The sequence below is a fragment of the Corynebacterium gottingense genome (assembly GCF_002285125.1).
Lineage (GTDB): Bacteria > Actinomycetota > Actinomycetes > Mycobacteriales > Mycobacteriaceae > Corynebacterium > Corynebacterium gottingense.
The window spans coordinates 14,839-28,180 of sequence record NZ_NSGN01000008.1 but is presented as its reverse complement, the minus strand read 5'-3'; the positions used below and the strand labels follow the sequence as shown (position 1 = coordinate 28,180).

The following is a 13,342-nucleotide window of genomic DNA, read 5'->3' as shown; positions in this document are numbered from 1 at the left end:
GTCCCCACTACGTGTAAGATAGAGCGGGTTAAACAGGCTTTAGGCACATATTGCCCACTCACGCATATAGAGGAGAGTCCAAGCAGTGGCTGAGCAACAACCTCATTACGACGCGTCATCAATTACCATCCTCGAAGGCCTCGAGGCTGTCCGCAAGCGCCCCGGCATGTACATCGGTTCCACCGGCACGCGCGGCCTGCACCACCTGGTGTGGGAGGTCGTGGACAACTCGGTCGACGAGGCAATGGCGGGCTACGCCGACCGCGTCGATGTGACCCTGTTGAAGGACGGCGGTGTCGAGGTCGTTGATAACGGCCGCGGTATCCCAGTGGAGATGCACCCGTCCGGCGCCCCGACCGTCCAGGTCGTCATGACCCAGCTGCACGCCGGCGGCAAGTTCGACTCCGAGTCCTACGCGGTCTCCGGCGGCCTCCACGGCGTGGGCATTTCCGTGGTCAACGCGCTGTCCACCCGCGTTGAGGCAGACATTAAGCGCGACGGCAAGCACTGGTACCAGCGCTTTAGCAACGCCATCCCGGACGAGCTGGAGGAGGGCGGCAACGCCCGCGGCACCGGCACCGCGATCCGCTTCTGGCCGGACGCGGAAATCTTTGAGACGGTCGAGTTTGATTACGACACAATCTCCCGCCGCCTGCAAGAGATGGCCTTCCTGAACAAGGGCCTGACCATCACGCTCAAGGACGAGCGCGTCTCCGACGAGGAACTCGAGCTCGAGGCCATCGCCGAGGAGGGCGAGACCGCAGCGCTGGTGGAAGAGGACTCGTTTGATGACGAAACCGTGGTCGAGTCCGACGCCGAAAAGGGCGAGGCCGGCGAGGCCGTCGCCCCGAACGTGAAGAAGAAGCGGGAGAAGAAGGTCACCTTCCACTACCCGAACGGCCTGATCGACTACGTGGAGTACCTGAACAAGGGCAAGACCACGATCCACCCGACGGTGATCGGCTTTGACCAGAAGGGCGACGACCACGAGGCCGAGGTGGCGCTGCAGTGGAACAACTCCTACAAGCAATCCGTCCACACCTTTGCCAACACGATTAATACGCACGAGGGCGGCACCCACGAGGAGGGCTTCCGCGCCGCGCTGACCAGCTTGATGAACCGCTACGCGCGCGAACACAAGCTGCTCAAGGATAAGGAGCCGAACCTGACCGGCGACGACTGCCGCGAAGGTATCTCCGCCGTCATCTCCGTCCGCGTGGGCGACCCCCAGTTTGAGGGCCAGACCAAGACGAAGCTGGGCAACACCGAGATCAAGGGCTTCGTGCAGCGCGCGGTGAATGAGAACCTGTCGGACTGGTTCGACGCCAACCCGGCCGAGGCGAAGGCGATTATTAATAAGGCCGTGTCGTCCTCGCACGCCCGCCAGGCGGCCCGCAAGGCCCGCGACCTGGTGCGCCGCAAGTCCGCGTCCGACCTGGGCGGCCTACCCGGCAAGCTGGCGGATTGCCGATCGAAGGACCCGGTGAAATCCGAGCTGTTCATCGTGGAGGGCGACTCCGCAGGCGGCTCCGCCAAGGGCGGCCGCGACTCCATGCACCAGGCGATCCTGCCGCTGCGCGGCAAGATCCTCAACGTGGAGAAGGCGCGCATGGACCGCGTGCTCAAGAACGCCGAGGTCCAGGCCATCATCACGGCGCTGGGCACCGGTATCCACGACGAATTTGACATCAATAAGCTGCGCTACCACAAGATCGTGCTCATGGCCGATGCGGACGTGGACGGCCAGCACATCGCGACGCTGCTGCTCACCCTGCTGTTCCGCTTCATGCCGGACCTCGTGCAGAACGGCCACGTCTTCCTGGCGAACCCGCCGCTGTACAAGCTGAAGTGGGCAAAGGGCGCACCCGGATACGCGTTTACCGACGCCGACCGCGACCGCCAGCTCGCCGAGGGCCTCGAGGCCAACCGCAAGATCAATACAGACGACGGCATCCAGCGCTACAAGGGCCTCGGCGAGATGAACGCCAAGGAGCTGTGGGAAACCACGCTCGACCCGGAGACGCGCATCCTCCGCCGCGTGGACCTGGAGGACGCGCAGCGCGCCGACGAGCTGTTCAGCATCCTCATGGGCGACGACGTCGCCGCCCGCCGCAGCTTCATCACCCGCAAGGCGAAGGACGTCCGCTTCCTGGACGTATAGGCAACGTCGGGCTTCAGCGGCCGGTAGCCAACGTGGTTACCGGCCGCTTTGCTGTGTAGTGGTGTGGTGGTGGCGCGTTACTTCGCGTGGCGCTCGATGATCTCGCCGAGACCCGGCAACGCGGGCGCGACGATCTTCGACGCCTTGCTGCGCAGCGACGTGTAGACCTTCTTCACCGCGCCCGGCAGGGAGTCCACGGAGGCGTCGGCAGTCTTGACGATGTCATCCACGACCTCGTCCTGGTGCGCGGCAAGGTAGTCGCCGAACCCGTTTGCGCTGCCCTCGCCCTGGTAGTTGGCCCAGTAGGGCTCGATGCGCTCGACCAGCATCGGCAGCACCTTATTGATGCCCTTGGACACCGCGTTGGCGTCCGCCTTCTTACCCGCGGCGAGCGCCGACTTCAGCGCCATGCCCGTCAGGCCGGACTGGTTGGACACGGTGGTTTCCGTCAGCTCGGCGAGGTCCTTCGTCACGGCGGGACGGGTGGTTTCTTCCAGCAGCTTCTGCAAATCAGACATGCGGGACATCTTACCGGCGAAAAGAAAGCCCGTCCGAAGACGGGCCGGGCGGCAGTGCCGCGTAGAAGTGCAGGCCGTACTTGCCAGCGGCGATGCGTGCGGCATCCGGGTGGGCATGCTCGGCCCCCAAATGACGAGATCACCTTGACGAAGACGCGAGACGGCACTCGCATCTTCGTCATCCTGTCCTCGTCAAATAGGCGAATGGCACCCGGAGGCACCCCCGGAGGCACCCCGAGCCAGTCACACAGACCCCTCAAGCCGAAGCCCAGCCTCGCCAGGCCGCGCAAAAGGGCGACCCACCCCCAGGGTCGCCCTTACCGTGTGCCGATGGGCACGGCTGTTGCGGTTCTTCCGCCACAGTCATCTCGCCCGCTGCACCGTCGCCGTGCGCCTCCGCACAAAGCAAAACGAAACACAGGAGTCACATGAGTCACTGCAACCACAACCGTGCCAAATTTAGCACGGCGGTTGCGGCCACGCTACAGCTGGGGGAGCTGCGGCAGCGGGTACCCGGCGTCCTCGGCGGCCTTGATCCAGGCAGGGACGTCGAAAATGCGGTTGCCCTCGGAGGATCCGTAGACGTGGCTCAGGCCGGCCTGGTTGGCAACTTGGTCGACGGCTTGGCGGAGGGGCGGGATGGCGTCGATAAGCAACTGCACCGATACAAAAGTGGCCAGGGCGGCGATGGTCAGGGAGATCGGGGCCGAGCCGGTGTAGGCGCTGCCGAGCGGTGGCTGCTCGGGGACCTGCGGGCCGTCGGCGGGCACCTTGCCCTCCGGAATTTTCGAGCTCCCCGAGCTTGACGTGCTGGAACCCGACGACAGCTCGGACACACCTGCGTGCGCGGGCGCGGGGACGGCGATGGCGAGAGCGGCCGCGGTCAGCGCGGCAAGGGAGCGTTTTCTCATGCACAACACTCTATTCCGTTCGCGGGTGTGGGGGAACCGGCGCGTCGCTCGCTGCGTCTAATAGGTATGGCGAAGCTACACAATGGGATGCACACGATGGCGGGATTGCACATAGTGCACGGGGCGGTAGGGGAGCCAATCAACCGCGAGTTTTCGCTGCCGGCGACGATGCTGCGCGAGCCGAATTTGGTAGCGCACGCAGCAAGGCACCACCCGCGTGGGATTGCGTACCCCGTGCCCGCCACCGACCGCGCCGTGGCCCACGCGCTGTCGCACCCTGGCACCACGGTCACCGGCATGGGCGCGCTGGCGCTTTACGGCCTGCCCTTCTTTGCGGATGCCTGCGACACTGTGCTTGTTGGCCCCGGAATCCGCAAGAACCGGCCGGCGACGCAATACACCCCGGCACTCTGGCGGCTCAAGCTGCGCGAACATGAGGCCTGGACCGTCATGTGTGCGGGTCAGCCCATATCTGTAGCAGCCCCTCCGCTTGCCGCGGTCCACGCGCTCCTAAGTATCCGCCGCCGAGAGTCGGCCTGGCACACCTTTGACGCCAGTGCGCTGACACGTGCAGTGCAGCTTATCGACGCCACACGGCGCTTCCTCAACCTCACCCCCGAATCCATCCGCATCAGTGCCTCCCTCAGGCTGGATAGGCGGTGGCTGTCCCAGGTGTTGGGTGCGTCGAGCGCGCTGGCAGACTCGCCAAAGGAAACCGAGATGCGCCTGCTAGCAACGCCGGTAGCGCAGAAGCATGGGCTGACCTTGGCCGAGCAGGTGGTGATCCGTAATAGGTGGGGTAAGCGGGTCACTGACCTGGACCTTGCCCTTATGGAACCCAAGATTGGGCTGATGTACGACGGCGCGCACCACTGGGACAAGCAGCAACGTACGTTAGATTCGCTGATCCAGATTGAGCTGGTTGCGCAGGGGTGGCAGGTGCTGCGCTTCGCCGAGGGGACTTTAGCCAGGCTGCCTGAGAGCGTTGAGGAGGTGTTGCGCCGGACCCTGTGACAAATTTCGCATAGGAAACAAATACATCGCTCCACGACCTGGGGAAAGGCTCACCTGTGCGTTTGCTGTGGTCGACGATGTCACGGCGCCAACCCCGCCCACCGCCGATACACCTCCGCGGCCACTTCCGCGAAGCCGGAATTCTCAGTGCTTAAGGGCTGCATCCTCCGCACCGCTTCGGCTAGCTCCTCCGAAGCCTGCCCAGCAGTGTCACATACAGGCACCCCATGCACCCTTGCACCGGGGACGGAAGCACAAGCAACCAGGGCAGAGAAGGAGCGCACCCGGGCACCCGTATAGGCGCAGTACTCATCGGCAACGGCTAAAAGTTGCTCGGCGCTAAAACCCCTCATCGCGCTTGCCTGATGCGCGATTCCATAGCTTTGTACCCGGGGATGACGGAGCGTGCGAGGTCGGTGACGGTGGCGTCGTCAAGCAGGCGCGACGCGGAGGTGACCACGGCGCGGCGGGCGGCCTCCTGCTTGGAGCAGCCCCACGCGGAGGCGAGCAGCACGAGCGCTTTGTCCTCGTCTGTGGTGAGCCGGAGTGTCATAGCCATACCACTTTGATACCACTGCTCAGCGCGGCAACGCGTCACAGGGCCGGTAAACTACACGTGAGCACAATAAGAAAGGTGAGCAATGAGCGACGACACCACGGGTGGCGGCAACTTCGACGCCATCCAACCCATTGACATCAATGAGGAGATGCAGACCAGCTACATCGATTACGCGATGAGCGTGATCGTGGGCCGCGCGCTGCCAGAGGTGCGCGACGGCATGAAGCCGGTGCACCGCCGCGTCATTTACGCCATGTATGACGCCGGTTTCCGCCCCGAGCGCTCGTACGTGAAGAGCGTGAAGGCCGTGGGTGAGACCATGAGTAACTACCACCCGCACGGCGACAGCGCCATCTACGACACCCTCGTGCGCATGGCGCAGCCGTGGGCGATGCGCTACCCGCTGGTGGACGGCCAGGGCAACTTCGGCTCGCCGGGTAATGACGGCCCGGCTGCAATGCGTTACACGGAGTGCAAGCTCACCCCGCTGGCCATGGAGATGGTGCGCGACATCCGCGAGAACTCCGTGGACTTCGCCCCCAACTTCGACTCGAAGACGCAGGAGCCGACGGTCCTGCCGTCGCGTGTGCCGAACCTGCTGATGAACGGCTCGAACGGCATCGCGGTCGGTATGGCCACCAACATCCCGCCGCACAACCTCAACGAGCTGGCGGAGGCCATCTACTGGATCCTGGACAACCACGACGCGGACGAGAAGGCGACGCTCGACGCGGTGCTGGAGCGCGTGAAGGGTCCTGATTTCCCCACCTCCGGCCTGATCGTGGGCGACAAGGGCATCAAGGAGGCCTACACCACGGGCCGTGGCTCCATCCGCATGCGCGGCGTGACGGAGATCGAGGAGGTGGGCAACCGCCAGGTCATCGTGATTACGGAGCTGCCGTACCAGGTGAACCCGGATAACTTCATCCACAACATTGCGGATCAGGTGAATGCGGGCAAGATGGCCGGTATTGCCGACATTGATGATGAGTCTTCGGACCGCATCGGTATGCGTATCGTGGTTCGTTTGAAGCGCGACGCGGTGCCGCGTGTGGTGCTGAATAACCTGTATAAGCACTCGCAGTTGGAGACGAATTTCTCGGCGAACATGCTGTCCATCGTGGATGGTGTGCCGCGGACGCTGCGCCTTGATCAGATGTTGCGCTACTACGTGAAGCACCAGATCGAGGTCATCGTCAGGCGCACCCAGTACCGTCTCGACGAGGCGGAGAAGCGCGCCCACATCCTGCGCGGCCTGGTCAAGGCCCTCGACGCGTTGGACGAGGTCATCGCGCTCATCCGTCGCAGCCCGACGGTGGACGATGCGCGCCAGGGGCTCATGAAGCTTCTCGACGTCGACGAGATCCAGGCCAACGAAATCCTCGCCATGCAGCTGCGCCGCCTGGCTGCCCTGGAGCGCCAGAAGATCGTTGATGACCTGGCGGAGATCGAGCGCCTGATCGCGGACTACAAGGACATCCTGGCCAAGCCGGAGCGTCAGCGCGACATCGTGGCCACGGAGCTCAAGGAGATCGTGGACAAGTTCGGCGACGAGCGCCGCACCCGCATCGTCGCCGCCACCGGCGACGTCACGGAGGAGGACCTCATCGCCCGCGAGAACGTGGTGGTCACCATCACCTCCACCGGCTACGCCAAGCGCACGAAGGTGGACGCCTACAAGAGCCAGAAGCGCGGCGGCAAGGGCGTGCGTGGCGCGGAGCTGAAGCAGGACGACGTGGTCAAGCACTTCTTCATTTGCTCCACGCACGACTGGATCCTCTTCTTCACCAACTTCGGCCGCGTCTACCGCCTCAAGGCGTACGAGCTGCCGGAGGCTGGCCGCACCGCCCGCGGCCAGCACGTGGCCAACCTGCTGGAGTTCCAGCCGGAGGAGAAGATCGCCCAGATCATCCAGATCCAGTCCTACGAGGACGCCCCGTACCTGGTCCTGGCCACCCGCGATGGCCGCGTGAAGAAGTCCCGCCTCACGGACTACGAGTCCGCGCGCTCCGCCGGCCTCATCGCGATCAACCTCAACGAGGGCGACGCCCTGATCGGCGCCGCGCTGACGCAGAACGACGACGACCTCCTGCTCGTCTCCGAGCAGGGCCAAGCCATCCGCTTCCCGGCGGATGATGACCAGCTGCGGCCGATGGGCCGCGCCACCGCGGGCGTGAAGGGGATGCGCTTCCGCGGCGACGACCAGCTGCTCGCCATGACGGTGGTGCAGGATGGCGAGTTCCTGCTCGTGGCCACCAGCGGCGGCTACGGCAAGCGCACCGCCATCGAGGAGTACAACCAGCAGGGCCGCGGCGGCATGGGCGTGATGACGTTCAAGTACACCCCGAAGCGCGGCAAGCTCATCGGCGCGCTGGCGGTGGACGAGGACGACCAGATCTTTGCCATCACCTCCGCGGGCGGCGTGATCCGCACCGAGGTCAACCAGATCCGCCCGTCCTCGCGCGCCACCATGGGCGTGCGCCTGGTGGATCTTGGCGACGACGTCGAGCTGCTGGCCATCGACAAGAATGTCGAGGACTCCGGCGAAGAGGAGGCCACCGCGGTGGCGAAGGGCGAGAAAACCCTTGAGGAGGCCCAGGAGGCGACGCAATCGTCGATAAGCGGGGCCCCCGACGACGCCGAGGGTGAGGAGTAGGCGATGGCCGCACGCAAGGTAACCATCCGCAACGTCGGCGCGGGTTCCGTGTTCAAGGTGGCGACGATCCTGGCGCTGATCGGGTTCGTCGCGTGGATGCTGGGCATCACGATCGTCTACTTCGGCCTCGAGCAGGCCGGCGTGATCGAGTCGGTGAACTCGCTGATCGGCGGCGTCGGCGGCGACCAGGCCATCGACATGACCATCGTGCTCTCCGCCGCGGGCCTGCTGGGCCTCATCGGCGTGGTGTTCACCGCGATCATGGCGCCGCTGACCGTGGTGATCTACAACAGCATCGCGGATCTGGTTGGCGGCGTCACCTACACCATGTCTAACCGCGCACGGTAGGTTTGGCGAGGCTTTGGGGTGCTTATCGACGCCACGTAACCGCCCCAAAAACCCGCCCCCACCAGCCGATTTGGTGGTTATGGCGACGGTGCGTAATATTCTTATCCGTTGCCAGGGCCTATAGCTCAGTCGGTTAGAGCGCATCGCTGATAACGATGAGGTCGCAGGTTCGATTCCTGCTAGGCCCACTGGGACGCTATAATATATAGGGTCTCGGCAATGGGGCATTAGCTCAGTTGGTAGAGCACCTGCTTTGCAAGCAGGATGTCAGGAGTTCGATTCTCCTATGCTCCACAGGACAAACCCTGTACCGTGCGCGGTGCAGGGTTTTCTGTTTGCCCAAGCACGGCTGGCCTGCGGGCCCGCCGAGCCGCGGGCGTTTCGGCGGCTTTCTGTGCTGATTTTAAGTTTTTGGGTGGGGTTTGCGCCTATCGGCGGGGGTGGGGCGGAAATGTGTTGTATATCACGCAAACTTTTTTGGGGTTTTGTCAGGTAGTAAATGTCGAGGTCAACGCGTTTCTGTGTTGGCTTGGGTGTGGCTGTGCGTGTTGTGGTGGGGTTTTCGCGGTGTCTGTGGTGATAGTGGACTACTTTCCACGAAATTGTTGTGATTGAATGAAAGTCTGTCAGTGTGAAGATCCGTGTTCAGGAGATCTCCAGGCTGCTTCGATTATCTCCGACAAGTTTTAAGGATTGAGCCGTTGCAAAACGCACATCTTAAAAAGCGCATTATGGCTGCGCTTATCTCCACCACCGTTATCGCTGGCGGCACCGTCGTCACCGCGCCGGATGCTCTGGCGGACATTCGCGTCACCCAGGAGTACTCGCAGCTCCCGAGCGACGAGAAAGCAGATGCTCTCCAGTACAACTCCAAACTGACCCGCAACCAGCAGGGCGATTTCCAGGCGCACCTGGTGTACGCGAACGGCTTCGGCCCGGGCTGGTGCATCGACATTTCCCAGCCGCAGCCGACCCAGGACTCGCAGTATGAGCTGCGCAAGCTCGACGGCGTGTCCGGTCTCGTTGGATACAACCACGTCGACGGCGGCACCCTGGAGATTCACCCGGACGTGGAGAAGGCTGCCATTTCTGGCACCAAGCGCATGCTTACCGCGTACAACAGCGGCAACTATGCCGAAGCCAAGCGCATCAACTTCGCGCTGCAGGCGCTGCTCGCCAACCACCAGAAGACGCTCGACGGCGTCCGTGGCTACATCTATGGCGACGCGAAGGCGAAGGAGGGGAGCGCCGTGCCTCCGCAGCTCACTGCGGACGAGTTCACCAAGCTGACTGGTTTTGAGATCAAGAAAAACTACACCAACCAGGACGGCCAGTCGAAGTACTACTTGTCCAAGTCTGCGTCCTTCGAGCAGGTCACCTCTAACGTGCAGGAGGGTGAGTACGTCACCATCCTGATGCCGAAGCACTACAACCTGAGCGACAACCTGGGCGACGAGGGCACGACCCAGCGCATCATCACCATCGCGCAGCCGGGCCTGATTGGTTTCGAACCGCGTCCGGGTGGCCCGAACGTCTCCGTGAAGACGACCACCGTCACCAAGCCGGCAGAGGCAACCACCGTAACCAAGACCCTTCCGGGGACGACCACCACCAAGACGGTGCAGGCACCGGGCGAGACGGTTACCGAAACGGCCACCGAGGACGAGACGGTCACCGAGGTCAAGACCATCCAGCCGATCGAGGAGATCACCGAGACGGTCAAGCCGACCCGTACCGACGTGAAGGACGTCACCGAGACGGTCACCGAGACCGCGATCAAGCGTGCTGAGGAGACCACGGTCACCTCCACGGTGACCGAGCCGCAGCGCACCGTCACCGTCGAGGAGCGCGAGCCGGATGTCACCAAGACCGTGACTGAGGGCGCGGCTACCACCGTGACCGAGACTGGCGCACCGAGCACGGAGACCACCACGAAGACGGCAGAGCCGAAGACCGTCACCCAGACCTCTACTCTCGCTCCGCGTACCACCGTGAAGACCGTCACCGGTGCTCCGCGCGCTACCGTGACCACCACGGTGGAGAACGTGATCAACGAGACGGTGGAGCGCACCACCGAGGTGGAGCGCTACTTCCGCAAGTTCGACTACGCCTTTGACTTCTCCCAGAAGTCCGAAGATCGCGTCATCGAGATTGAGAAGCTGAGCAACTGGAAGATCGACTTCGTCGACGACTCCAACGGCCTGGTCGAGGTCACGAAGACCGAGGACGGCAAGGGCCTGAACATCAAGCCCGTCAAGGAAGGCGAGGGCGACGTACGCATCGTCGTCGTGGACAACGATGGTAACCGCCACGAGTACACCATCCACGTCATTAACAAGAAGCAGACGGCGATCAAGGAAACCGACGTTGTGGTGAACAACCACTACTTCAACGTCACCATCGCCGGTGCCTCCCAGACGATCGAGATCCCCAAGGGCTGGGACTACGAGATCGAAGAGGGCGGAGCGCTCATCACCACGGAGGAGAAGGACGGCAAGATTGTCGTTACTCCGAACGAGGGCGTTGTCAGCGGCAAGGCCAAGATCACGGTGCACGAGCCGGGCGAGCGTCCGCGCAACGAGAACAACTACATCTTCAACATTGCGCCGGACAGCAAGTTCGATCACCACCGCGTGATCGGTAACTCCAACGCCTACAAGCTGGATCTGGAGAAGACCCAGGGCGAGCCCACCATCATCGAGGGTGAGGACATCATTGACTCCCTCGAGAAGAACGACAAGGGCATCTGGGTTCTGACCCCGAAGTCGGACAAGACCGGCAAGGTCGTCGTCTCCATCAAGGACGAGAACGGTGACACTCACCAGTTCACCATCGATGTCCGTCAGGGCACCAACGTCCTCGTCGACGTTGAGACGGTCAGCTTGGACCCGACTAGCGATGAGGATGTCCTCGAGCTAAACACCGCCGACGGCGACTACGACCTCGAGATCGTGCAGGGCGAGGACATCGTTGATGTCACCGAATCCGACGACCAGATCACCCTCAAGCCGAATGCTGAGGGCGTCATCGTCGCGAACCTGTTCCAGATCGTTGACGGTCAGCGCATCCTCGTTGGTACCTACACCATCATCGCCAGCGAGGCGAGCGAGACCACGATCCAGACCCAAAAGGTCCAGCAGGAGATCTCGAACCGCCAGACGGTCGACATCACCAAGGGCTCCGGCGACCACACCATCGAGGTTGTTGAGGGCAAGGACAACGTCACCGTCGTTGAGGTGGAGAAAGACGGCAAGAAGGTTACCCGCCTGATGCCAGACGCCGAATTCACCGGCACCGTTGTGGTTGAGGAAAAGCGCGGCGACGACGTTGTGGTTCGCTACACCATTACTGTCACCGAGAGTGATGTTGAAGAGAAGAAGCAGGACGTCAGCGAGGACTCGCAGGTGTTCGTCAATCGCAATAACGAGCTCCAGCACATCGTGGTCACCGAAGGCCAGAACCTGCTGAAGAATGCGCCGTCCGACGACGAGAAGCAGTTCGTTCCGGAGTTTGTCGAAGGTGCTGAGGGCAAGGTTGTCATCGAGCTACAGAACTCCCGTGACCTGCCGATCCAACGCTGGATCCTGACCGTGACGCCGAAGAAGGCAGCCGAGTTCACCTACGACATCACCGATCGTTCCGAGGTCAGCCTGACCGCCCCGGCGGGAGCGACCCACGAGGTCACTAAGGGCAAGGACCTCATCGACATCAAGGGTGAGGGCAATGACATCGTTGTCACCCCGAAGCCGGGTGCCGAGGGTACCGGTGTCATCGAGTTCACCGATGGCAGGAAGAAGACGCGCTACGTCATCAACATCACACCGGTTGCTGGTGGCGCAAACGGCGACGGCACCTCGGGCGAAAGCACCTTCAAGGTGTCCGAACTGGGCCACTTCACGGTGACTATTCGCAACGAAAACACCTACAAGATCGTCAAGGGCGAGGAGTACGTCGAGGTCGTCGAGAAGGACGGCCAGTGGGTGCTGACTCCGAAGGAGGGCACCTCCGGCAACGTTGTGACCGTCATCGAGGTCAACAAGAGCGGTGAGGTAGTCAACCGCCACATGATCGAGATCACCGAGCAGGGTCGCCAGCTCTCCTTCCGCGAGGAGCGCAAGGTTGTTCAGCCGGAGATCGAGAGCTGGGAGACCCCAGGTCAGGGCAACACGCTCCACATCGTTCGTGGCTACGACCTCATTGAGAACCCCGAGCCGGATGAGAAGGGCCGCCTGAACCTCAAGCCGATTGAGGGCAAGACCGGCTCCATCCTGATCGAGGAGCGCGACAACAACGGTAACCCGATCCGCATCATTGAGGCCGAGATCCCGCAGACCGCTGGTGGTGCCGAGGTCGAGCCGCCAAAGATCCAGCACAAGGAGCAGGACGGCTCGATCACGCTTGTCATCGATGGTAAGGGTGGCTTCAATGTCGAGGCCTGCTTCGACAAGAACCTTGACGCGAAGAAGCCTGAGGACTGCAAGAACGTCAAGCCGATCGATCCGAACAAGGTTCACGACAATGGCGACGGCAGCTACACGATCGAGCACGGTGCAATCCCTAAAGATGCCACCGGCATCATTGTGACGCCGATCGGAAACGGAATCGTCGACACGGAAAACCAGGTTGTCATCAACCTCGATATCAAGACCGACACCACGAACACTGGTAATGGTCAGGGTGCTGGTGATGTGAATGTTGGTTCGTCTGATCCGAAGTGTATTGCTTCGTTGGTTGGTTTGGCTTCGCCGTTGTTGCTGCTGATCCCGCTGGGTGTGCTGTCTCAGGTGAACATTCCGGGTCTTGAGGGTGTGCGTGGTCAGTTGAATGCGGCGATTCAGGATGCGAATGATCGTATTCAGCAGGGTCTGGGTATTTATGATCGTGATCGTGCGTCGCGTGCTGCTGGTTTGCAGGGTGCGTTCTCGGTTGAGAATTCGCAGATGATTGGTGTGGCTGCTGGTGCGCTGGGCGTGATTACTGCTGGTTTGTTGATTGGTGATGCGGTGTTGCGTGCTTGTGGTCAGGAGGAGTCGACGTCTTCGTACCAGTTGGGTGAGGCGACGGATAATGACACGTTGCGTTATGGTTCGTCTGGTAAGCCGGCTGAGGCTCCGAAGTCCGAGGAGTCTGAGGCTGCGAAGCCGGAGGATGCTGAGGCTGCTGAGAAGTAGTTCG

The 13,342-nt window shown here is 62.4% G+C and carries 8 protein-coding genes and 2 tRNA genes; 7 read left to right on the top strand and 3 right to left on the bottom strand.

Going from position 1 to position 13,342, the window contains the following annotated elements:
- Window positions 1–85 precede the first annotated feature (85 nt).
- Window positions 86–2,161 (top strand): DNA topoisomerase (ATP-hydrolyzing) subunit B, encoded by a 2,076-nt coding sequence (gene gyrB, locus CKJ82_RS08485; RefSeq protein ID WP_095278666.1) that lies wholly within the window; start codon window positions 86–88, stop codon window positions 2,159–2,161.
- Between the two features lie 77 nt (window positions 2,162–2,238).
- On the opposite strand, the gene CKJ82_RS08480 is transcribed toward gyrB, so the two are convergent.
- Window positions 2,239–2,679 carry a DUF6918 family protein gene (locus CKJ82_RS08480; RefSeq protein ID WP_095535528.1) on the bottom strand — a complete coding sequence of 147 codons (441 nt, stop codon included), beginning with the start codon at window positions 2,677–2,679 and terminating at the stop codon, window positions 2,239–2,241.
- Between the two features lie 482 nt (window positions 2,680–3,161).
- Window positions 3,162–3,590 (bottom strand): hypothetical protein, encoded by a 429-nt coding sequence (locus tag CKJ82_RS08475; RefSeq protein ID WP_095537774.1) that lies wholly within the window; start codon window positions 3,588–3,590, stop codon window positions 3,162–3,164.
- Between the two features lie 105 nt (window positions 3,591–3,695).
- On the opposite strand from CKJ82_RS08475, the gene CKJ82_RS08470 reads away from it, so the two are divergent.
- The gene (locus CKJ82_RS08470; protein WP_133064054.1) at window positions 3,696–4,604 is read left to right on the top strand and encodes a putative endonuclease domain-containing protein; all 909 of its coding nucleotides are present in this window, start codon (window positions 3,696–3,698) and stop codon (window positions 4,602–4,604) included.
- Window positions 4,605–4,953: 349 nt separating this feature from the next.
- Here CKJ82_RS08470 and CKJ82_RS08460 read toward each other — a convergent pair whose 3' ends face one another.
- A complete protein-coding gene (locus CKJ82_RS08460; protein ID WP_095537772.1) occupies window positions 4,954–5,163 on the bottom strand; it encodes a CopG family transcriptional regulator in 210 nt (69 codons plus the stop codon).
- A gap of 82 nt (window positions 5,164–5,245) precedes the next feature.
- Here CKJ82_RS08460 and gyrA point away from each other — a divergent pair, with 82 nt between their 5' ends.
- The 5 genes from gyrA to CKJ82_RS08435 all read left to right on the top strand — a co-directional run bounded on the left by gyrA (window position 5,246) and on the right by CKJ82_RS08435 (window position 13,338).
- The gene (gene gyrA, locus CKJ82_RS08455) at window positions 5,246–7,819 is read left to right on the top strand and encodes a DNA gyrase subunit A (RefSeq protein WP_095537771.1); all 2,574 of its coding nucleotides are present in this window, start codon (window positions 5,246–5,248) and stop codon (window positions 7,817–7,819) included.
- A gap of 3 nt (window positions 7,820–7,822) precedes the next feature.
- Window positions 7,823–8,167 (top strand): DUF3566 domain-containing protein, encoded by a 345-nt coding sequence (locus CKJ82_RS08450; protein WP_095278682.1) that lies wholly within the window; start codon window positions 7,823–7,825, stop codon window positions 8,165–8,167.
- Window positions 8,168–8,281: 114 nt separating this feature from the next.
- A tRNA-Ile gene (locus tag CKJ82_RS08445) sits at window positions 8,282–8,355 on the top strand.
- Between the two features lie 33 nt (window positions 8,356–8,388).
- Window positions 8,389–8,461: transfer RNA gene (locus tag CKJ82_RS08440), tRNA-Ala, on the top strand.
- A 437-nt stretch (window positions 8,462–8,898) separates the two neighbouring features.
- Window positions 8,899–13,338 carry a hypothetical protein gene (locus tag CKJ82_RS08435; protein WP_095537770.1) on the top strand — a complete coding sequence of 1,480 codons (4,440 nt, stop codon included), beginning with the start codon at window positions 8,899–8,901 and terminating at the stop codon, window positions 13,336–13,338.
- The last annotated feature ends 4 nt before the right edge of the window (window positions 13,339–13,342 follow it).

Bases quoted from the DNA above. Each gene is read 5' to 3' on its own strand.
- CKJ82_RS08480 (WP_095535528.1), bottom strand. From the start codon at position 2,679: ATGTCTGATTTGCAGAAGCTGCTGGAAGAAACCACCCGTCCCGCCGTG.
- CKJ82_RS08475 (WP_095537774.1), bottom strand. From the start codon at position 3,590: ATGAGAAAACGCTCCCTTGCCGCGCTGACCGCGGCCGCTCTCGCCATC.
- CKJ82_RS08460 (WP_095537772.1), bottom strand. From the start codon at position 5,163: ATGGCTATGACACTCCGGCTCACCACAGACGAGGACAAAGCGCTCGTG.
- gyrA (WP_095537771.1), top strand. From the start codon at position 5,246: ATGAGCGACGACACCACGGGTGGCGGCAACTTCGACGCCATCCAACCC.
- CKJ82_RS08450 (WP_095278682.1), top strand. From the start codon at position 7,823: ATGGCCGCACGCAAGGTAACCATCCGCAACGTCGGCGCGGGTTCCGTG.
- CKJ82_RS08435 (WP_095537770.1), top strand. From the start codon at position 8,899: ATGGCTGCGCTTATCTCCACCACCGTTATCGCTGGCGGCACCGTCGTC.